The following is a 21,715-nucleotide window of genomic DNA, read 5'->3' as shown; positions in this document are numbered from 1 at the left end:
ATTTACAACATTAAGGACTATGAACTAAGAACTATGGACTATCAGCCAAGTTCTTTTTACAACTGCTAAGGAATTTACTAATTACTAATCACTAATTTTAAAAAAACCATCAATACAAATGAAATCAAAATTGCTTCTCTTCTTATTCTTCGGGATAGTAAGTATCAATGCACAAGTTAAAAAGGCAGCTACTCCTGCTAAAAAACCAACCGCAACAAAAGTAGTCCCTGGAGAAGGACTATTTGCCAACATCGAAACTAACAAAGGAACCATTGTTTTGGCGCTTGAATTTCAAAAAACCCCCATTACAGTAGCTAATTTTGTAAGTTTAGCCGAAGGCACTAACCCCTACGTAAAAAAAGAACTCAAAGGAAAACCCTTTTATGATGGCTTAAAATTTCACCGTGTCATCAAAGACTTTATGATTCAAGGTGGCGATCCATTAGGTACAGGCGCAGGCGAACCTGGTTATCGATTTAAAGATGAGTTTACTGATTTAAAACACGATAAAGGGGGGATTTTATCTATGGCCAATTCTGGCCCTGAAACCAACGGCAGTCAATTTTTCATTACGCATAAAGACACTCCTTGGCTAGACGGAAAACACACTGTTTTTGGACATGTTACCGAAGGAATGAATGTAGTGAATGCCATTGCACAAAACGATGTTATTACCAAGGTTACCATTATACGCAAAGGCGCCTTGGCCAAAAAATTCAATGCCGCAAAAGTCTTCACAGACTATTATGCTAACAAAGACGCCATAGCTGCAAAAGAAAAAGCCAAATTGGAAGCTATTGCCAAAGAAAAAGCTGATTTCATTGCCTCAGTTAAAGCATCAGGTACCAAAACCCCTTCAGGATTAATCTACCAAGTCATTCAAAAAGGAAGTGATGTAAAACCTGTTGATGGATCGACCGTTTATTTTCACTACGCTGGTTATTTTGAAGATGGTAAATTATTTGACAGCAGCTACGAAGGTGTAAACAAAACCTATGGAAAATTCGATGCCAATCGAGCGGCACAAAACGGTTACCAACCTTTTCCGTTTGTTGCTGGCAAAAAAGAAGGTATGATTCCTGGATTTATTGAAGCGTTAAGCTTGTTACATTTAGGAGAAAAAATGATAGCGATACTTCCCGCTAATTTGGCTTATAGCGAAAGAGGGGCAGGCGGAGTAATCCCACCCAATGCTACTCTAGTTTTTGAACTTGAAATCATGGATAAAAAACCAGAAACGAAGTAAATCCAATAACTTCTATAAATAGTCCATTTTGTCAGTTCGAGCGCAGTCGAGAACCCTCACTATATCTCGACTGCGCTCGATATGACAAAAACACGATTGGACTATATTGAAATAGTGTTTGATGTAAATTTCCTTTTGGAACAAAATAAAAAACCGATAACAAGTGAAATGTTATCGGTTTTTTTATTGCTATAGAAAGGTTTACTTCTTTCCAAATTTCCAATCAAATTCGTCTTTTTGATTGATAATGGCACCAATCTCAAATTTTACCACTTCTTCAAATTCGGTTTGAAGAATAAACCAATTGTCTTCATTGAAGTAATTTTCAAACGTATCAAATTCCTCTTGTGTAAATTTGGTTATTCCTTTTGCAGCCAAGTCTTTTTTAACCGATGCAATGGGTTTATCAATAATCAAATTACCAAACAATTCCAATTTTGGACTCGAAGCTACGATATATCCTAATCTTAACTCTTCTTCTTGATAAAAAGTCAAACGCATTTTCAATTTGTTGTACACCAAAATCACGTTATCATCTTCGTCTTTGTAATTGCGGTCTGGCTTACCATAAATAGCAGTCACATCGTTTTGTTTCATCCCAAACAAAAGCTGCTCAATCCCGCTTTTTAAATTTATTTTCATGATATTGTTTTATTCGTTAAATTCATCATAGCGAACTGGAACTTGCGGATCGTACACCGGACATTTGTATTCTTCCAGAGTATCAGCCAACAAATTCATCGTTTTCCCATCGGTGCCGTAGCAGTCGATTTGAATACTTTGTGGTGTAGTCTTAACCTGAAAAGCGCCTTTGCCTTTGGTGTTTTTCCAGCTGTTGTCGTCTACTTTTTCCCAAGTAGCAAACACACTATTCAACCGATTCAAAATAACCTCAACCGGTAAATCTTCTAAACCCTCAACAATTTCTTGTTCGACCAAGGCTTCGTAAACCAAATGATGATTGAGGTAAATACCCTCTTGATAGCGCCAAAAAAGTAGTTCGTACATAGGAAAAGTTTAACAGTTAAAGGGTTTAATTGTTTAAAGGTTTAATCGGTTAACCGGTTAAGCAGTTAATCGATTAAACTTTTTTTAATATTCGAAAGTACCGTATTCGCTGTTGATGGTTAGTTTTTTGGCATCCGAAGCTTCTACTCTACCTACAATTTTCGCATCGACATTAAACGATTTTGAAATCGCAATGATGTCTTGTGCAATAGCTTCTGGAACGTACAACTCCATTCGGTGTCCACAATTGAATACTTGATACATCTCTTTCCAATCGGTTTTGGACTGCTCTTGAATCAATTGAAACAAAGGTGGCACTGGGAATAAATTGTCTTTTATAATGTGTAAATTATTGACAAAATGCAAGATTTTAGTTTGTGCTCCTCCGCTACAGTGTACCATTCCGTGTACTTCGTCAGCAGAATATTTATCTAAAATAGCTTTTATAATTGGCGCATACGTTCTGGTTGGCGATAAGACCAATTTACCTGCATCGATAGGCGAATTTTCAACAGCATCCGTCAATTTTACTTGCCCAGAATAAATCAAGTCTGAAGGAACAGCGGCATCAAAACTCTCCGGATATTTGGCCGCTAAGTATTTCTCAAAAACGTCGTGACGGGCAGAAGTTAAGCCGTTACTTCCCATTCCTCCGTTGTATTCTTTTTCATAAGTGGCTTGACCAAAAGATGCCAAACCAACAATAACATCGCCGGCTTGAATATTGGCGTTGTCAATTACATCGGCACGTTTCATGCGCGCAGTAACGGTAGAATCTACAATGATGGTACGAACTAAATCGCCAACATCGGCCGTTTCGCCTCCGGTAGAATGAATAGTCACGCCAAAAGTAGCGAGTTCCTGAATTAATTCTTCCGTACCATTAATAATTGCTGAGATCACCTCAGCAGGAATTAGATTTTTGTTTCTTCCGATAGTAGACGAAAGTAAAATATTGTCAGTTGCTCCAACGCACAACAAATCATCAATATTCATAATTAATGCATCTTGTGCAATGCCTTTCCACACTGAAAGATCACCGGTTTCTTTCCAATACATATAGGCCAATGAGGATTTTGTTCCAGCACCATCGGCATGCATGATCAAACAATAGTCTTGATCTTGGGTTAAATAATCGGGAACAATTTTACAGAATGCTTGTGGAAATAAACCTTTATCGATGTTTTTAATAGCATTATGCACATCTTCTTTGGATGCCGAAACACCGCGTTGTGCATATCGTTTAGAAGTAGCTGAACTCATGAAATTAGTTAGTGTTGATGTGGTGCAAAGATAAGCAGTTTTTTTAATTTCTTGGTTTAAACCCTAATTTGGTGTAAAAAAATCTAGCCTTTAAAACACAAAAATAGACTCCATTTGTAAACAAAAAAAAGGAACCTATTACTAGGTTCCTTTTTTCGTTTAACATTTACACACTATTTAGTGAACAACAACTCTCTATATTTTGTTAAAGTCCACAATTCATTGTCTACTAACAACTCTAGTTTATCACAGTGATTACGGATTTCTTCAAAATAAGGTTTCACTTTGTTGCAGTAAGCTTCTGCCATTTCTTGAGCATTAGACAAGCTATTAGCTGCTTTTCTTTCGTCGGTCATCAAAGCTACTTTAGAGTTGATACCTTCGATATGTTCTGAAATTTTCTTAATCAAAATAATTTGCTCCTTAGCTACTTCTTCGTAATCTTTACCAAAGATATCTTTCAATCCTTTAACATTTTCAATTAAGGTATTTTGGTAACGAATCGCTGTTGGAATCACGTGGTTTTTAGAGATATCTCCTAATACACGTCCTTCAATTTGGATTTTTTTAGTGTACTCTTCTAATTCAATTTCATAACGCGCTTCTACCTCAACATGGTTCATGATACCCAACTCGCTGTACAAGTCTAAAGCTTTTTTAGACGCTTTAGCTTTCAAAGCTTCTGGAGTCGTTTTGTAATTACTCAATCCTCTTTTTGCTGCTTCGTTAGCCCATGCTTCGCTATATCCGTCTCCTTCGAAAAGAATCTTCTTAGATTGTTTGATGTACTCTCTTAACACATTAAAGATAGCATCATCTTTTTTCATGTCTTTGCCTTCAATCAAAGCATCAACTTCTACTTTAAAATCTCTCAATTGTTTGGCTACAATGGCATTCAAAGTAGTCATTGCATTAGAACAGTTAGCAGAAGAACCTACTGCTCTAAACTCAAATTTATTTCCAGTGAAAGCAAAAGGAGAAGTTCTGTTTCTATCTGTATTATCTAACAATACATCTGGAATTTTACCCACTACATTCAGTTTCAAATCTGTTTTCTCTTCTGGTGATAACTTCCCGTCAGTTACTCCTTCTAATTCAGCTAACACTTTTGTTAATTGGTCACCAATAAACACAGAAATAATTGCTGGAGGCGCTTCATTTGCTCCTAAACGGTGGTCATTACTTGCTGTAGCGATAGAAGCTCTAAGCAATTCTTCATATTCATTAACCGCTTTAATCGTATTGATAAAGAAAGTTAAGAATTGTAAATTACTCATTGGAGTTTTACTTGGGCTCAATAAGTTCACCCCAGTATCGGTAGCCATAGACCAGTTGTTGTGTTTACCAGAACCATTTACTCCTTTGAATGGTTTTTCGTGTAGCAATACCGTAAAGTTATGTCTTTCGGCTACTTTACCCATTACATCCATCAACAAACAGTTATGATCAACTGCTAAATTGGTTTCTTCAAAAATTGGCGCTAGCTCAAATTGATTTGGTGCTACCTCATTGTGACGTGTTTTCACTGGGATACCTAACAACATACATTCTTGTTCCAAATCTCTCATGAAAGTCAAGGCACGAGAAGGAATGGACCCAAAATAATGATCGTCTAATTGTTGTCCTTTAGCAGATGTATGCCCCAACAAAGTCCTTCCGGTCATCATTAAATCAGGTCGTGAATTAGCCAAAGCTCTATCAACTAAGAAATACTCTTGCTCCCATCCTAAAGTAGCTGTTACTTTCTTAACGTTTTTATCAAAATATTTACAAACTTCAGTTGCCGCCTCATCCATAGCTGACAAAGCTCTTAATAAAGGAATTTTATTGTCTAATGCCTCACCAGTATAGGAAATAAAAATGGTAGGAATACACAAAGTAGTTCCGAAGATAAAGGCTGGAGAGGTTGGATCCCAAGCAGTATATCCACGTGCTTCAAATGTATTTCTAATTCCTCCATTAGGAAAACTTGATGCATCAGGCTCTTGTTGAACCAATTGAGCGCCACCAAATTTTTCTACTGGGTCACTTCCGTCATACGAAGTTTCAAAAAAGGCATCGTGTTTCTCAGCTGTAGTTCCTGTTAAAGGTTGAAACCAGTGTGTATAATGAGTCACTCCTTTTGACAAGGCCCACTCTTTCATACCCATTGCGATATAATCGGCTATTTTTCTATCAATTTTTGTACCGTGCAAAATAGCTCCTTTAACTGCTTTATAAGCATCAGAAGTCAAATATTGCTTCATTGCTTTGTCATTAAAAACATTAGAACCAAATAGCAATGACTTTCTATCTAATTCCTCAAACTGAACTGGCTTTCTAGTAGATGCTTCTTTTAAAGCTTGAAAACGTAATGTAGACATAAATTAGTATTTAAATATTGATAACCCTTTAAAGTTTATGCAAATATAGAAGAAAAAACATATAACAAACATTTTACCTTATTTTTTTAAGGGGTACATATCAAATATTATGAGTTTAAAAAAAATAGACCCTTAAATTTATAGAGTTAACAATAAATCAAAACAAAAATTCCGATATTCAACTATCTAAAACCTAAAAACAAGTCCTTTTTGCGAACAACATAAAAACTGTACTAAAAATTTCTTAATACTAATTGCATCCACTACTTTTGTAAAAAATAGAAAAAACAAAACTCATGATTGTTTGGACCCTCTTTATTGTACTCATTTTTGGAATTTTAGCCCTAGATTTAGGTGTATTCAACAAAACCCCACACATCATCAACACCAAAGAAGCAAGCAAATGGACTTTGATTTGGTTTTCCATCTCCATGCTTTTTTCCGGAGTGATCTACTGGCTTTATAATTCAGGTCACGTAGAAAACCCAACGGGTTTACCCGCAACTGTTGCTACCATGAAATTCATCACGGGCTACTTAATCGAACTTTCGCTGAGCGTGGATAACATTTTTGTGATTGCTGTTATTTTTTCAGCCTTTAAAATTCCACAAAAATACCAACATAGGGTATTGTTTTGGGGTATCCTAGGCGCTATCGTTTTCCGAGGATTGATGATTTTCTTTGGCGTTTTAATCATCAATAAATTCGCTTGGACCACCTACTTATTTGGTGCCTTTTTAATTTTCACGGCTATTAAAATGTTTTTTTCTGGCGAGGAAGACGAATTTGAACCTAAACAATCTTGGGTGTACAAAATACTCGGCAAACTCATTCCTTTAACCTCTCATACTGACAGAGAACATTTTTTTATCAAGATACATGATAAAAATCACGCCACACCGCTTTTTGTAGCCTTGATCGTTATTGAAGTTATGGACGTTTTGTTTGCAGTGGATAGTGTACCTGCGATCTTAGCCATTACTTCCGACCCGTTTTTGGTATTTAGTTCTAATATTTTCGCCATATTAGGATTGCGCTCTATGTATTTCTTTTTAGCCAATATGCTGGCCAAATTCAGTTATTTAGAATACAGCTTAATTGCTATTCTTACATTTGTAGGTTTAAAAATGTTGCTTCACGATTATATAGAAGTACCCGAATGGGCTTCTTTAGGGTTTATCGCTTTATCCTTGCTTACTGGGGTATTAGTATCTTTAAAACTAAACAAAACAGAAGACATCATAGAATAACCGTTTTCTTTGACAACGAATCCTCTTCATTAGAATTATTAGACATAAAAAAAGGGCGTTATTACATTATAACGCCCTTTTTTTGTTGTTCTACAACTTTAAAACTTCACATTTTGTACCTTGCTTTCATTTAAATTCAGTGCTTTCATCACCGAAAAATAGTCGGTATCTTTAAGTGTTTTAGCAAAATAACCCGGAACAATAACAATTCTAAACGTTTGATTATTGATGTATTGTGGCGTTAATGCTAAATTATAAGTCCCACCAGCATAAATGGTAAAATCTTCTTTGGAAAAATCAAAATCATAATCCAACTCCCCTTCATTTAAAAACAAGGTTCTTGGAATTTGCTGCCAAATTGGGGTATTCCCATCAATAGTTCCACTCAATCTATAAATCAAAATCACATCGGAATCAAAAATCCTTGGTGACAAGGGTCTAAATATAGTATAACCATCAGCAGCACTAAAACTAAAATTAACATTTCTCAATTCAAACACTTCAGCAATAGTATCTGAATCAAAATCGTCATCATTGTTACAACTTGAAAAAGCCATCAAACCTATAATAGCCAAAAAGGTAAATACTCGTTTCATAATTATTATTTTTTTAAGTTAACATTTCAACTACAAGCAAAAACCAAACCAATTATTAAAATTACTGATTTTTAGGCAATATTTTACTAAAAAATAAAAAATGATACGGCAAGGCATTTTCCCAATACGTCCAAGTATGCGCTCCTGGTCGTTCTGTATATTCATGAGGGACTTTTAAATACACTAATCTTCTGTGCAATTCTCTATTGGGTTCAATTAAAAAATCATCTACCCCACAATCAAAGTATAATGGTATTTTATTTTCTCGAATTTTATCCACTAAATTTAACACGGCATGTTTTTCATACAGGGCCACTTGATTACTTTGTTCACCAAAGACGGGCTGCATCAATTCGATCACACGTGCTGCATTGGTCCTTTCAAGCATAGCACTCATGTCTACCGCCCCACTCATACTTCCAGCCGCACAAAACAAATCAGGATGCTTGGCAGATAAATATAACGCACCATGTCCTCCCATAGACAAACCAGTTATTACCCGACCCTCCTTAGAAGCAATGGTTCGATAAGTGGTATCTACAGCTTGTACAACTTCTTTAGCCACAAAAGTTTCATACTGACTACCACTATTTACTGGACTGTCTAAGTAAAAACTATAAGTAGCTCCTTCGGGCATTACTACTATCCAATTGTATTGATCTGCTAATTTTTTCACCGTTTCTTTATTAGGGGTATGTTTTAGCCAATCACTAAAACGTCCATAGGCGCCGTGCAACAGATACACCACAGGAAAATTTGCTTTACTTTTTTGATAAGCGTTTGGTAATACTACCGCAGTTTTGAACATTCGATTCATGGCTATACTTTTAACCTCTAAGGTATCTACCTTAGCAGCAAATGAAGTTATAGCATAAAAAAAGAAACAAATAAAAGAAGCATACTTAATTTTATTCATTATGAAAAGATTTTAAAAATTATCCTTGCAATTTACAAAATTTAAGCAGAGGCCTTCTACTTCCAGCCCTATTTCAGAATCGTTTTTAATTCATTACGGTATTGCGAGGCACTTTTACCCGTATAAGCCTTGAAGGATTTATTGAAATGACTAAAATTATTAAAGCCACTTTCAAAACACACTTCATTGATACTAATGGGTTTCTCCGCTAAGAGTTTTGAAGCATGTACAATACGATATTCGTTTACAAAAGTGGTAAATGTTTTGTTGGTTATTTTTTTAAAATACCTACAAAAAGAAGGAATGGTCATACTTACCAATTCGGCTACTTCCTCTAAAGCGATAGGTTCTTGAAAGTGATCTTTTACATAGTTAAACACTACATTAATACGATCGTTATCTTGTACTTGTAATTCGAGAGACATTCCAGAAGCATTCAAAACCTGATATTCTTTAGAAAGACTCATATTATTTAATACTTCGCACAACATCAGCAATCTTTCAAAGGAAGAAGCTTCGTGCATTTGATCCATCAAAGCGCCAATTTTATGTTTACTCTCTCCAGAAAAAGCAATACCAGCTTTAGCTTGTTGAAGTAAACTTTTAACCCCACTCATTTCAGGAATATCAAAAAAAGATTCCCCTAAAAAATCAGGCGTCAACTGTACTACGATTTCTGATAAATTCCCTGTTTGATTATTAGTAAAACCACAATGCGGCAAATTGCTACCTATTAGAATCAAATCACCATCAGTAAAATAAGAAATATGACTTCCTATTTGGCGTTTGCCTGACCCTCCTTTAATATATACTAATTCTATTTCGGGATGATAATGCCATACATGCGATTTTGCATTGGTACTTGCTTCATACTTTGTAAAACTGAAAGAACTACCATACGAAGGTGTTATCAATTCTAGAGCAGGGGCCACTTTTTTCATACTTAAAAAATTAAAATGAGTTAGAAATCCTAATACACACTTATTTCACTGCTGCTGAGCCATTAGCTTATTAGTAATTTTTTGTACAGCTTTAGAAATTACAACAACAACTTCTTAAAACCGCCAACATAGCAAATCTATACAAAATTATCCAAAATAGTCATTAAATTATCAAAAAACACAAGACAACGTTTTCGCAAGTGGTAAAATAGCATAGACATATGAAAATATGGTAACACAATCATTTGTTCTTCCACAGTAATTTAGCAAAATCAAAAATGAACAAGAAATTAATTAAATACAATAAAAAAATCATGAAAAAATTAGGTATCCTTGTATTATTCGCAATGCTAAGTTTAAACTCTTATGCAACTGATGGAAATTTTATTTTGAACGTAAAAAACACCAAAGGAAACGAAATCAGTTTTGCTTTGAATGGAGTTGAAAAAGCTATTATCGCAATCTATGATACAGACAACAACTTAATCTTTTCAGAAAAAGCAGCAGGAAAAAAAGGAATTGTGAAGTTTTACAATTTAGACGAACTACCAACTGGAAATTACATTTTAGTTGTAAAAACAGATTCTAAAGAAGTAAAACATCAAATAAAAATTGATTCTACTGCAGCAACTTTGAGCAAAAGAGCGTTTTTAGAAATCTACAAAAACACTTTTGAAAACAACAAAATTGCTTTAAAATAAGAAGGAATTACTACAATTAGTTCAATACTTTAGGTTTTAGGCTGCTCATTTGAGCAGTCTTTTTTTTTGTAAAACAATCGGTAAGATCACCCTATTGGGTTTTCATTTTTCTTCATCAGCATACGAACAAAAACAATCAAAACTATGGTATTTTAACCAAAACAACCACTACATCGTTGTAAATTTAACTTTAATCCTCACAATTGGACAATACTGATGTAAAAATCTTCCCAACAATATTTTACTTTAGCATCACTAACCTCAATTCTGAAACCATGAAATTTATCTACAGTTTGGTATTCCTATTTATATTCCAACTTCACGCTTTTGCCATAGAAGGAACACCAATGTTACAAGTTAAAAAAGCGAAAGAAAAAAAAATTAGTTTTTCTATTAGTAATCAGAAAAAACTAAGCATAACCCTTTGCGATAGCCAAAACCAAACCCTTTTTTCAGAACAAATTAACGAACTTGGAAGCTCTACATTAACCTACAACTTAGCAAACTACAAAGACGGTCACTATTATTTAATCGTATCAAACGAAGAAAAATCAGTAAAGCACAGTATTAGTGTCTCCAAAAACGTAGCCACGTTGAGCAAACAACCTATAATGGAGACGTTTTTAAAAAATCTTGAAGATCTTCAAATTGTAGCTATCAATTAAAAAAAGTAAGCCATTTATCAATAGAACCATCTTTAACGATGGTTTTTTTATGTCGATACAGCAACAAAAAAAAACAACTTTATACTATATTCATCAAATAACACAATCAAGCTAAAATTACTCAACCAAAAAACACTTTTTAACAAACAAAAAGTCATTTTTAACCAAAAACAATGAATTATACTCAAAATAAATGTTTACAATATTAACCTAAACAAATACTATTTTACCTTTAAAACAACTACAACGAAATAGTAATGTTAATTTTGTACACATATTTGAAAATCCTGATGCCTTCCTTTTTACATGGTTCCTCTAATTTAGCCATAGAAATTTTAACTAACAACTTAAAAACAAACAATTATGAGAACAATTAAAAAATTAAGTTTGGTGGTAGCGTTGGCTTTAGCAAGTTTAAACACCTACGCAATTGATGGTGATTTTTTACTTAATGTAAAAAAAGGAAAAGACAGTACAATTAGTTTCTCTGTTAATGGTAAACAAAAAGTGACAGTTTCAATTTATGACTTAGAGCACAATTTATTATTTACTGAAGTAGCTTCAGGAACTAAAGGTATCTCTAAAATTTACAATCTAGAACAATTTCCAGAAGGCAAATACCTACTTGTTGTTGAAAACAATTTGAAGTCAGTTTCTCATGAAATTATAGTAGCCAAAAACCAAACCATTTTGGAAAGAAAAGCAATCACCGCCGTGTACAAAAACAATTCTAAAAAATTAATTGCAGCGACTCACTAGTAGAAAAAATCAATTAAAAGAAAAGGCTGTCAAAATTTTGACAGCCTTTATTGTATTATAACTTATTGCTTTTACATATTTCTTCTATACTGCCCACCTACTTCAAACAATGAAGCCGTGATTTGCCCTAAAGAACAAACCTTTGTGGCTTCCATCAAATGATCAAAGATGTTTTCATTGTTGATGGCTGCCTCTTGTAAGGTTTTCAAATGTTGGGATACCAAATCAGCATTTGCTTGGTGTAAATTATTCAACATTGTGATTTGGTATTGCTTTTCTTCTTCAGTAGCACGAATAACTTCAGCTGGAATTACCGTTGGAGATCCTTTAGAACTCAAGAAAGTGTTTACCCCAATAATTGGGAACTCACCTGTATGTTTCAATGTTTCGTAATACAAACTTTCTTCTTGAATTTTAGAACGTTGGTACATCGTCTCCATAGCTCCAAGCACTCCACCACGCTCTGTAATTCTATCAAACTCTTGTAAAACAGCTGCTTCCACTAAATCAGTCAATTCTTCGATGATAAAAGCACCTTGAATTGGATTCTCATTTTTAGCCAAACCTAATTCTTTATTAATAATCAACTGAATAGCCATAGCTCTACGCACCGATTCTTCAGTTGGCGTTGTAATAGCTTCATCATACGCATTGGTATGCAAAGAGTTACAGTTGTCATAAATCGCATACAAAGCCTGTAAAGTCGTACGAATATCATTGAAATCAATTTCTTGAGCATGCAAAGAACGCCCTGAAGTTTGAATATGGTATTTCAACATCTGAGCTCTTTCGTTGGCTCCATATTTATTTTTCAAAGCTTTCGCCCAAATTCTTCTGGCAACACGTCCGATAACTGCATATTCTGGATCTACACCATTCGAGAAAAAGAACGATAAATTTGGTCCAAAATCATTAATATTCATGCCTCTACTCAAGTAGTATTCTACATAAGTAAAACCATTGGCCAAAGTAAAAGCCAATTGCGTAATAGGATTAGCCCCAGCCTCGGCAATATGATAGCCAGAAATTGAAACCGAATAGAAATTTCTAACATTATTCGCAATAAAATACTCCTGAACATCGCCCATTAGTCGCAAGGCAAACTCCGTAGAGAAAATACAAGTATTTTGTGCTTGGTCTTCTTTTAAAATATCCGCTTGAACGGTTCCGCGAACTTGCGCTAATGTTTTGGCTTTTATTTCATTATAAACTTCTAAAGGCAACACTTGATCTCCGGTTACTCCCAAAAGTAGCAATCCCAAACCATTATTACCTTCTGGTAAATCACCTTGATATTTTGGACGCTCTACTCCTTTTTCTTGGTAAATCGCTTTTATCTTAGCTTCTACTTCTTCCACCAAATCATTCTGCTTGATGTACATCTCACATTGTTGATCGATAGCAGCATTCATAAAGAATCCAAGCACCATAGGCGCTGGTCCATTGATAGTCATACTCACCGAAGTCATAGCGTGCACCAAATCAAAACCAGAATACAGTTTTTTAGCATCATCCAAGCAACAAATAGAAACTCCTGCATTTCCGATTTTACCATAAATATCAGGACGAATGTGTGGATCGTTTCCGTACAAAGTCACACTATCAAAAGCTGTCGAAAGTCTTTTGGCTGGTAAACCTGCACTTACATAATGAAAACGTTTGTTAGTTCGCTCTGGACCACCTTCACCTGCAAACATTCGAGAAGGATCTTCACCTTCGCGTTTGAAAGGATACAATCCTGCAGTAAATGGAAATTCTCCTGGAACATTTTCTTGTAAACACCAACGCAAAATATCACCCCAAGCTTTATACTTTGGCAAAGCAACTTTAGGAATTTGCGAATGCGATAAACTCTCGGTATGCGTCGCCATTTTGATTTCACGATCTCTAACTTTAAAAGTATAAACAGGATTTTTATACTTATTTACTTTTTCATTCCAAGTCAGAATCATTTCCCAATTGTAAGAATCTAAATCCATTTTTACTTTGTCGAATTGATTCAAAAGTAAATTCAAAAAGATACGGTTTTCATCATGCGACGCTGTAGCAGATGACAATACAGACGCGTCATCAATTCCAGCTTTATTGAGTACTGGCTTCTTATTAGAAACTGTTTCGATTGTTTTATAAATTCCGTATAACTTTTGAGCCACTTGCTCTTGACTCAAAGCCGTTTCATCATATTTACGGTTGTTCTCCGCTATTTCAGATAAATAACGGGTACGATGTGGTGGAATGACAAAAACTTTCTCGCTCATTTCGCGAGTAATCTCGAAAGTCGATTTTAAATCTGAACTGGTTTTCTCTACAATTTTATCCATAATCGATTTATAGAGCGTGTTCATTCCTGGATCGTTGAACTGAGAAGCAATCGTTCCAAAAACCGGCATTTCATCTGGATTTACATCCCATAAATTATGATTGCGTTGGTATTGTTTTTTCACATCTCTAAGCGCATCCAAAGCACCACGCTTATCGAATTTATTCAAGGCTACTAAATCGGCAAAATCAAGCATGTCAATTTTTTCCAATTGCGTGGCTGCTCCAAACTCAGGTGTCATTACGTATAATGAAACATCTGAATGGTCCATAATTTCAGTATCCGATTGCCCAATTCCTGAAGTTTCTAAAATAATAATATCGTATTTCGCCGCCTTAAGCACCTGAATGGCTTCGGCTACATATTTAGACAACGCCAAATTAGATTGACGTGTCGCCAACGAACGCATATACACTCTAGGATTATTAATCGCATTCATACGAATTCTATCACCCAACAAAGCGCCACCTGTTTTACGTTTCGATGGATCTACAGAGATTAATCCGATGGTTTTTTCGGGGAAATCAATTAAAAAACGTCTTACCAATTCATCCACCAAAGAAGATTTTCCTGCTCCACCGGTTCCTGTAATTCCTAGAACGGGAGCCCCCCCCGCCCCGCCAAGGCGGGGAGCTACAAGTGAGGGTGTGAAAATTTTATGAAAATCTTCTGGATTATTTTCTGCTAATGAAATTAATCTAGCAATTGTGTTAACCTCTTTATTTACTAAATTAGCTGCCACTTCTTTAACTCCCCCTTTGGGGGTTGGGGGGCTTGCATCGGCCCTTTCCACCAGATCATTGATCATGCCTTGTAATCCCATCGCACGACCATCATCCGGAGAATAAATTCTAGTGATACCGTACTGATGTAATTCTTCAATTTCTGAAGGTAAAATAACGCCCCCGCCTCCACCAAAAATCTTGATATGTCCTGCTCCTTTTTCTTGAAGCAAATCGTACATGTATTTAAAATATTCGTTATGTCCCCCTTGATAAGAAGTCATTGCAATAGCATTGGCATCTTCTTGAATGGCAGTATTCACTACCTCTTCTACACTGCGATCGTGTCCCAAATGAATCACTTCCACTCCGGTCGACTGAATAATTCGACGCATAATATTTATAGCGGCATCATGACCATCAAATAGAGAGGCTGCAGTAACAATTCTTACTTTATTAACAGGAATATAAGGTTTTTGTGATTCCATTTATATGAATATGATAATTTATGCTACCAAATTACGTTTTTTTTAAAACAAAAATCATCGCTTATTTGAATTATCATAAAACAACCCTTTCATTTGAAAACTTGAATTTTTTGAATTAGATTTGATAAAAAACAGCACTTAATGCAAAAGATTGGATTAAGTACCATCAAAAGCCAGCGTACAAAACAAATAAAAATCACGTTTTTTTATTCAAAAAACAACAAAACAACGCTTTTGATCACAATTTCCAATCTTACCCTTAGTTAAAACAGATATTTTTCAGGAAAATGCAAAAAATTACCATTCTCATACATTGCAAAGATCAAAAGTCAATTATAGCCTCAGTTACTAACTACATCGCCTCGATAGAAGGAAACATTATTTATTTGGACCAACACGTTGATGCCGATGAAAATGTTTTTTTTATGCGATTGGAATGTGAATTGGAATCTGAAAAATGGCCAATCGAAGCTATAAAAGCTGATTTTGAAACCAATCTAGCCCTTCCATTCGATATGGATTGGAAAATTTATCCGCAACAACAAAAACCGAGAATGGCTTTGTTTGTTTCTAAATACGATCATTGTTTATACGATATTTTGGGACGCTATAGCGCTGGCGAATTACCACTTGAAATCCCTGTAATCATTAGCAATCACGAAGATTTAAGAAAAGTAGCCGAACAATTTGCAATTCCTTTTTATTGTGTTCCTTTCACCAAAGAAATCAAAGAAATTGGCGAAAAAGGACAATTAGAATTATTAGATAAGTATAACATCGACTTCATTGTATTGGCGCGCTACATGCAAATCATTACCCCAAAACTGATTGAAAAGTACCAAAACAACATTATCAATATCCATCATTCTTTCTTACCCGCTTTTCCTGGGGCTAAACCTTATCATTCTGCTTTTAAACGCGGTGTAAAAATCATTGGCGCTACTAGTCATTATGTAACCGAGGGTTTGGACGAAGGCCCAATCATTGAACAAGATATTGCTCGTGTAACCCACAGCCACTCTATTGAGGATTTTATTATGAAAGGACGCGATTTAGAACGCATGGTGTTAGCAAGAGCCATAAAATTGCATGCCGAACGTAAAACTATGGTGTATAACAATAAAACCGTAGTATTTTTGTAGTGAGTTTCGGCATGATTAACTTTAACTATCTACTATACAATAGTAGTTGTAAATAAATCCCACTCCCTATTTCCTATCGCTTCTCTGTTCAATCTAGTAAGGGTCTATAGACAAACTTTCGTTCACTTTTTTGAAATTGGGGGTTGATTTAGAACCACAATTCTCAGTATAAATGATACATTTTTGCAAAAGCTACTTTAATTTAATTAAATTTTTGTAATTTTTGCCGTTCAATTGTTCACCACAATTCAATATCTGAAGAACAAACCAAAAACATAGGCCAAAACGCACCGCTAACCGATTATGAAATATTTAAAATTCCTAGTACTACTATTATGTACAGGACTGACCCAAGCACAATTTAGCAAAACCCATTACATTCCACCCGTAGTCAGTCAAAGTGGTTCAGTGAGTATTGAAGATCAATACCTATATATTTCAACTCCTAATCCTAATAGTGTACCATTTAGAATAATCGAGAACGGCGGTAATGTAATTAAGGGTACAGTGAGCAATAGCAGTCCCTACAAGTACTCTATCGGAGTGGGGGTAAACACCCAATTGAGTACCGGAAAAAATGTAATTGGCGTTTTAAAAAACAAAGGTTATATCGTTGAGTCGGAAGACTTAGTATATGTCAATGTGAGAGTGAATGCTGCCAGAACTAATACTCCTGGAAGATACAATCATGCCGGAGGATTAGTTTCAAAAGGAAACAGTGCCTTAGGGAAAACATTTCGTTTAGGAGCGATGTTAAATCCAATAAATGACAACACCCTATTAAATTTCGCTTCCATATTAGCTACTGAAAACGACACTAAGATTACTATCTCCAATCTACCTCTTGGAACCCTATTCACGGATGGCACTACTTTTAACGGCCCTATGACAATAACTTTAAACAAAAATGAAAGTTATGTGATAGCATTAGAGAATAATAGCAGTACATTCAACCCTTCTAATAGTGCGAGAATGATAGGTGCATTAGTAGAATCGGATAAAGCAGTTGTAGTTAATGCGGGATCCATAGGCGGAAGCAACAGTACTATTACTTTTCCTGATGGAACTCTTCAAGGCAGAGATATTGGATTTGATCAGATTGTGCCACTTGAGCGCACAGGAAAGGAATATATTTTTGCCAAAGGACTTGGAACTGCTGAATTGGAACAAGTAATACTAGTAGCACATACCGACCAAACCAACGTTTATCTTAACGGAGGCACAGTACCTTTTCGCACTTTAAATAAAGGAGAATATGTAGCAATAGATGGCAATAACTTTATCAATGATAATTTATACGTCACCACCTCACAAAACGTTTTTGCCTACCAATGTATGGCTGGAACGAATTCGGCTGCTAATCAAAACCTATTTTTTGTACCTCCCATCAATTGTGCCACTCCAAATAGTGTAGATAATATTCCTCAAATTCAAGAAATTGGCAACACAACCTACACCGGTGGATTAAACATCATTACAGAAACCGGCGCCACTGTACTTGTAAACAATGCGCCAATTGCTGCAATTCCGCAAACTATTACAGGAAATCCAAAATTTGTCAAATATTCACTTTTTGGTTTGTCCGGTAATATTGCAGTTAAATCTACCAAACAAGTTTATGTTTCCTATTTTGCTACCAATGGAGCCGCTACTTATGGCGGGTATTTCTCCGGATTTGATTTAAAACCAGAGATTGTATCCGATAAAATTACGGTAACCAACACCTCTTGCATTCCCAATGTAACTCTTAAAATAAGCACCTTATCAGCTTACGACACTTTTCAATGGTATAAAGACGACGTAGCCATTCCAGGCGCAACAACCAATACCTATATTCCAACTACGCCGGGATATTATCAAGTAAGAGGCAGTATTTCTGGTTGTTTGAGTGATGTATTCTCGGATAAAATTCCTGTGAGCGATTGTGCCAAAGACGATGACAATGACGGCACCAACAACAACAATGATATCGATTGGGACAATGATGGCATACTCAACCAAATAGAGAGTAGCACCCCCTTACTCAACCAAAGTAACACCTTAGCTTCAACTGATTATGATGGTACTTTTTCTGGTCCTGGAACGATTTCTGGCTATCCTTTTTATGGATTTGTTTCCGAAGTACCTGCTGTGAGAAACACAACTAACATTTACAATTTAACTTTCAAAAAACCCGAAACCATCACTTTTCAATACATCGTTGATGGCCCTTCGCATACTACACCTGTTGGTGATCTTGCCAATGGCGATGGTGATTTTATTTTAATTGCTCCCACCAATCAAACACTAACCATCACCAACCCATTTGATGATGTTTTAATCGACACCAACTATGATGGGATTTTTGAAAGTGGAGTAACCGAGTTTACTTCTTTTGAAATTCGTTTCCGATTCAAAAGCACTACTCCTATACCACAAGGTGGTGCTCGTTTCAAAATACAAGGGTACAAAATTACAGCCCTAACCTTTAAACATAGTAACCTTTCGGAAACCACTAATAATCGGGCCGCATTCATGCTGGGACAAAATATTGCCATTGACACCGATAATGATGGTATTCCAAACGCTTTAGATTTGGATAGCGATAATGACGGAATTCCTGATAGTATAGAAGCACAAGGAAAGGGTTTTAAAACCTTTTCTGGAGTGGACACTAACAAAGATGGCTTAGACAACGCTTTTGAACCCGGTTTACAACCCATAAACTCAGATTCGGATGCTACTTTAAGTTTTTCTGTTTTCGACCACTTAGACCTCGATAGTGACAATGATGGTATCTATGATTTGGTGGAAGCAGGCCACAATGTCGTTGACACTAATCTGGATGGAAAAGTGGATGGAACGGTGGGACAAAATGGATTATTAGACAGTTTAGAAACCGCCCCTGACAGTGGTAAATTAAACTATACCCTAGCAGACACAGATACGGATGGCAACTTGAACTATTTCGAATTGGACAGCGATAATGATGGTTGCCTAGACGTGTTCGAAGCCGGATTCCAAGATGGTGACACAGATGGATTATTAGGAAATAGTCCTATTACAATAAATGACCGCGGGATAGTTACCTCGGGTACTGGATACACCGCACCCAATGCCAATTACATCATAGGAGCTCCAATTATTATTACCACACAACCCATAAACAAATCGCAATGTTTGTTACAAAATACTACTTTTGAAATAGTTTCCAATGCCACTAGTTTTCAATGGGAATTAAGTACCGATGGAATAACTTGGACCTCACTCACTAATGGAGGGCCGTATTCAGGGGTTACTACTGCAACGCTTCAAGTAAATAATCTTGCAGCTTCAATGAATGGCTATAACTACCGAGTGCAATTGAATAGAACAGGAAACTCCTGTGGACTAACTTCAACAGTTGCCAATTTGACGGTTTTAGCACTTCCAACTGTAACAACAAGCATCACTCTAAAACAATGTGACGACGATATTGATGGCATTACTGCCTTTAATTTGACCGAAAAAAACAGTTTCATCAGTACTAATTATCAAAATGAAACCTTTACCTATTTTACAACTTCAGTTGGAGCCAACACGAATGACCCAACTACCAAAATATCTGATCCAACCCAATACAGAAGTGGCATAGGAAGTGTTTGGGCAAGAGTTGAAAATGCAAACGGCTGTTTTAGTACTAGTGAAATCAAACTAATTGTTTCGGCTACTCAGATCCCTGCTACTTTTAAAAAGAATTTCACAGTATGTGATGACTTTATTGATGCCTCAAATGATGATAGGGATGGTATCGCTACTTTTGATTTTAGCAGCGTAACTACTGATATCCAAAATTTGTTACCCAGCCCTATTACGAATTATACCATAAAATACTACCCTACACAAGCTGATGCTTTAGCCGAAACTAATGAAATAACTAATACAACTTCCTATAGAAATACCATTGCAAATCAGCATCCAATATTTGTTAGAGTGGATTCAACTCTTGATAATGCTTGTTTTGGATTAGGAAATTATGTTACCCTAACTGTCGAAAAACTTCCAGTTGCCCATCCCGTTCCAGTATTTAAAGAGTGTGATGATCTTAGCAATGATGGAATTATCACTTTTAACACCTCAACATTAGAAGCAACTTTATTACAAGGACAAACCAATGTCGTAGTGACTTATTTTGATGAAAACAACAATTCGTTGCCTAGCCCATTTCCTGCTACTTTTTCAACCCAATCGCAAATCATAAAAGCTAGAGTCACCAACACGCTCACCAATACCAATAATGGCATTCCTTGTTATGACGAAACCAGTATACAGTTTATTGTAGATGTACATCCGGTGGCTCATCCAGTAACTATTCCTGCTGCGTGCGACGATGCTAACCCGAGTGATACGGATGGCTTGAATGCTTTTGACACTTCTTCAATAGAGAGGCAACTACTTCAAGGACAAACCGGAATGATTGTGCGTTATTATGACTCTAACAATAATGCTTTGCCCAGTCCGCTTCCGAATCCATTTATAACTGCTACACAAAATGTGAGGGCAACAGTAGAAAACCCATTAAACACTACTTGTATTGAGCAAACAACTATAGCTTTTGTAGTCAACCCTTTGCCAAGCATTAACCTGAATGAAAACGGCAGCGAAAATCAACTAGTATGCAGTAATTTACCCACATTCTCAGTTACCTTAAATGCTGGTATTAATGATGGTAGCCCTGTTGGCAATTATACTTATGTTTGGAAAAAAGACGGGCAGGTACTAGCCGGAGCCACCCAATATACTTTGGATGTCAATACTGAAGGGGTATATACCGTAGAAGTATTCTCCCCTAACGGTTGTTCCAGAATCCGAACTATAAAAGTAACCGCCTCGGATATTGCCAAAATAGAGTCGGTAGAAGTTACCGATATTACCGATGTGAATAGAGTAATCATCAATGTCTCAGGCAGTGGAGATTATGAGTACAGCTTCAACGATCCAGATGGCCCTTTTTTAAGTAGTAATATTTTTGAAAATATCCCTTCGGGTATTCACACTATTTACATCAATGATAAAAATGGATGTGGGGTAGTCAGTAAAGAGGTGGCTGTTGTGGGGGCTCCAAAATATTTCACTCCCAATGGCGATGGGTACAATGATTATTGGAATGTCAAAGGGACCAATACTGCCGCCAACTCAAAATCCGTGATTCGTATTTTTGACCGATACGGTAAATTGCTCAAACAAATTTTTCCTAACAGCATGGGGTGGGATGGTACTTTCAATGGGCAACCTCTTCCCTCTGATGATTATTGGTACACGGTTGTACTCGAAGATGGACGTGAAATTAAAGGTCACTTTGCCTTGAAACGATAAA

The 21,715-nt window shown here is 36.0% G+C and carries 15 protein-coding genes; 7 read left to right on the top strand and 8 right to left on the bottom strand.

What is annotated here, in order from left to right; genetic code table 11:
• Positions 1 to 118: 118 nt before the first annotated feature.
• Positions 119 to 1,246, top strand: coding sequence for a peptidylprolyl isomerase (locus tag ACZIX2_RS06760; RefSeq protein WP_463339327.1), 1,128 nt, complete (start codon positions 119 to 121; stop codon positions 1,244 to 1,246).
• 201 nt (positions 1,247 to 1,447) lie between these two features.
• Here ACZIX2_RS06760 and ACZIX2_RS06755 read toward each other — a convergent pair whose 3' ends face one another.
• The 4 genes from ACZIX2_RS06755 to ACZIX2_RS06740 form a co-directional block, all read right to left on the bottom strand.
• Complete coding sequence (locus ACZIX2_RS06755) at positions 1,448 to 1,888, bottom strand: hypothetical protein (protein WP_064714644.1); 441 nt, start codon at positions 1,886 to 1,888, stop codon at positions 1,448 to 1,450.
• Positions 1,889 to 1,897: 9 nt separating this feature from the next.
• Positions 1,898 to 2,254, bottom strand: a complete 357-nt coding sequence (locus tag ACZIX2_RS06750; RefSeq protein ID WP_463339326.1) for a hypothetical protein — start codon at positions 2,252 to 2,254, stop codon at positions 1,898 to 1,900.
• An 84-nt stretch (positions 2,255 to 2,338) separates the two neighbouring features.
• Positions 2,339 to 3,517 carry an AIR synthase related protein gene (locus ACZIX2_RS06745; RefSeq protein ID WP_463339325.1) on the bottom strand — a complete coding sequence of 393 codons (1,179 nt, stop codon included), beginning with the start codon at positions 3,515 to 3,517 and terminating at the stop codon, positions 2,339 to 2,341.
• Positions 3,518 to 3,690: 173 nt separating this feature from the next.
• Positions 3,691 to 5,880 (bottom strand): glutamine synthetase III family protein, encoded by a 2,190-nt coding sequence (locus ACZIX2_RS06740; protein WP_463339324.1) that lies wholly within the window; start codon positions 5,878 to 5,880, stop codon positions 3,691 to 3,693.
• A 296-nt stretch (positions 5,881 to 6,176) separates the two neighbouring features.
• Here ACZIX2_RS06740 and ACZIX2_RS06735 point away from each other — a divergent pair, with 296 nt between their 5' ends.
• Positions 6,177 to 7,130 (top strand): TerC family protein, encoded by a 954-nt coding sequence (locus ACZIX2_RS06735; protein WP_463339323.1) that lies wholly within the window; start codon positions 6,177 to 6,179, stop codon positions 7,128 to 7,130.
• 98 nt (positions 7,131 to 7,228) lie between these two features.
• Here the strand turns inward: ACZIX2_RS06735 and ACZIX2_RS06730 are convergent, their stop codons facing one another.
• The 3 genes from ACZIX2_RS06730 to ACZIX2_RS06720 all read right to left on the bottom strand — a co-directional run bounded on the left by ACZIX2_RS06730 (position 7,229) and on the right by ACZIX2_RS06720 (position 9,583).
• On the bottom strand, positions 7,229 to 7,726 hold the full coding sequence (locus tag ACZIX2_RS06730) for a hypothetical protein (protein ID WP_463339322.1): 498 nt from the start codon (positions 7,724 to 7,726) through the stop codon (positions 7,229 to 7,231).
• 61 nt (positions 7,727 to 7,787) lie between these two features.
• Positions 7,788 to 8,642, bottom strand: a complete 855-nt coding sequence (locus ACZIX2_RS06725) for an alpha/beta hydrolase (RefSeq protein WP_463339321.1) — start codon at positions 8,640 to 8,642, stop codon at positions 7,788 to 7,790.
• Between the two features lie 68 nt (positions 8,643 to 8,710).
• Positions 8,711 to 9,583 (bottom strand): AraC family transcriptional regulator, encoded by an 873-nt coding sequence (locus tag ACZIX2_RS06720; protein WP_463339320.1) that lies wholly within the window; start codon positions 9,581 to 9,583, stop codon positions 8,711 to 8,713.
• 278 nt (positions 9,584 to 9,861) lie between these two features.
• On the opposite strand from ACZIX2_RS06720, the gene ACZIX2_RS06715 reads away from it, so the two are divergent.
• From ACZIX2_RS06715 to ACZIX2_RS06705, 3 genes are all read left to right on the top strand, one after another.
• Positions 9,862 to 10,284, top strand: coding sequence for a secretion protein (locus ACZIX2_RS06715; protein ID WP_463339319.1), 423 nt, complete (start codon positions 9,862 to 9,864; stop codon positions 10,282 to 10,284).
• Positions 10,285 to 10,559: 275 nt separating this feature from the next.
• On the top strand, positions 10,560 to 10,949 hold the full coding sequence (locus tag ACZIX2_RS06710) for a hypothetical protein (RefSeq protein ID WP_463339318.1): 390 nt from the start codon (positions 10,560 to 10,562) through the stop codon (positions 10,947 to 10,949).
• Between the two features lie 363 nt (positions 10,950 to 11,312).
• The gene (locus ACZIX2_RS06705; RefSeq protein WP_463339317.1) at positions 11,313 to 11,708 is read left to right on the top strand and encodes a secretion protein; all 396 of its coding nucleotides are present in this window, start codon (positions 11,313 to 11,315) and stop codon (positions 11,706 to 11,708) included.
• A 71-nt stretch (positions 11,709 to 11,779) separates the two neighbouring features.
• Here the strand turns inward: ACZIX2_RS06705 and ACZIX2_RS06700 are convergent, their stop codons facing one another.
• Positions 11,780 to 15,238: a methylmalonyl-CoA mutase family protein gene (locus tag ACZIX2_RS06700; RefSeq protein ID WP_463339316.1), complete on the bottom strand. Its 3,459-nt coding sequence runs from the start codon at positions 15,236 to 15,238 to the stop codon at positions 11,780 to 11,782.
• Positions 15,239 to 15,525: 287 nt separating this feature from the next.
• Here ACZIX2_RS06700 and purU point away from each other — a divergent pair, with 287 nt between their 5' ends.
• Together purU and ACZIX2_RS06690 are read left to right on the top strand one after the other, a co-directional pair.
• The gene (gene purU, locus ACZIX2_RS06695; protein ID WP_463339315.1) at positions 15,526 to 16,380 is read left to right on the top strand and encodes a formyltetrahydrofolate deformylase; all 855 of its coding nucleotides are present in this window, start codon (positions 15,526 to 15,528) and stop codon (positions 16,378 to 16,380) included.
• Positions 16,381 to 16,683: 303 nt separating this feature from the next.
• Complete coding sequence (locus ACZIX2_RS06690) at positions 16,684 to 21,714, top strand: T9SS type B sorting domain-containing protein (protein WP_463339314.1); 5,031 nt, start codon at positions 16,684 to 16,686, stop codon at positions 21,712 to 21,714.
• The last annotated feature ends 1 nt before the right edge of the window (position 21,715 follow it).

This window comes from Flavobacterium riviphilum (assembly GCF_055231795.1).
Note: the sequence above shows the minus strand (reverse complement) of the source record. Positions and strands in the feature narration are given on the sequence as shown.

Coding starts and splice junctions, on each gene's coding strand:
- ACZIX2_RS06735 (WP_463339323.1), top strand. CDS start 6,177: ATGATTGTTTGGACCCTCTTTATTGTACTCATTTTTGGAATTTTAGCC.
- ACZIX2_RS06690 (WP_463339314.1), top strand. CDS start 16,684: ATGAAATATTTAAAATTCCTAGTACTACTATTATGTACAGGACTGACC.
- purU (WP_463339315.1), top strand. CDS start 15,526: ATGCAAAAAATTACCATTCTCATACATTGCAAAGATCAAAAGTCAATT.
- ACZIX2_RS06755 (WP_064714644.1), bottom strand. CDS start 1,888: ATGAAAATAAATTTAAAAAGCGGGATTGAGCAGCTTTTGTTTGGGATG.
- ACZIX2_RS06740 (WP_463339324.1), bottom strand. CDS start 5,880: ATGTCTACATTACGTTTTCAAGCTTTAAAAGAAGCATCTACTAGAAAG.
- ACZIX2_RS06705 (WP_463339317.1), top strand. CDS start 11,313: ATGAGAACAATTAAAAAATTAAGTTTGGTGGTAGCGTTGGCTTTAGCA.
- ACZIX2_RS06730 (WP_463339322.1), bottom strand. CDS start 7,726: ATGAAACGAGTATTTACCTTTTTGGCTATTATAGGTTTGATGGCTTTT.
- ACZIX2_RS06745 (WP_463339325.1), bottom strand. CDS start 3,517: ATGAGTTCAGCTACTTCTAAACGATATGCACAACGCGGTGTTTCGGCA.
- ACZIX2_RS06720 (WP_463339320.1), bottom strand. CDS start 9,583: ATGAAAAAAGTGGCCCCTGCTCTAGAATTGATAACACCTTCGTATGGT.
- ACZIX2_RS06715 (WP_463339319.1), top strand. CDS start 9,862: ATGAACAAGAAATTAATTAAATACAATAAAAAAATCATGAAAAAATTA.
- ACZIX2_RS06725 (WP_463339321.1), bottom strand. CDS start 8,642: ATGAATAAAATTAAGTATGCTTCTTTTATTTGTTTCTTTTTTTATGCT.
- ACZIX2_RS06700 (WP_463339316.1), bottom strand. CDS start 15,238: ATGGAATCACAAAAACCTTATATTCCTGTTAATAAAGTAAGAATTGTT.
- ACZIX2_RS06750 (WP_463339326.1), bottom strand. CDS start 2,254: ATGTACGAACTACTTTTTTGGCGCTATCAAGAGGGTATTTACCTCAAT.
- ACZIX2_RS06710 (WP_463339318.1), top strand. CDS start 10,560: ATGAAATTTATCTACAGTTTGGTATTCCTATTTATATTCCAACTTCAC.
- ACZIX2_RS06760 (WP_463339327.1), top strand. CDS start 119: ATGAAATCAAAATTGCTTCTCTTCTTATTCTTCGGGATAGTAAGTATC.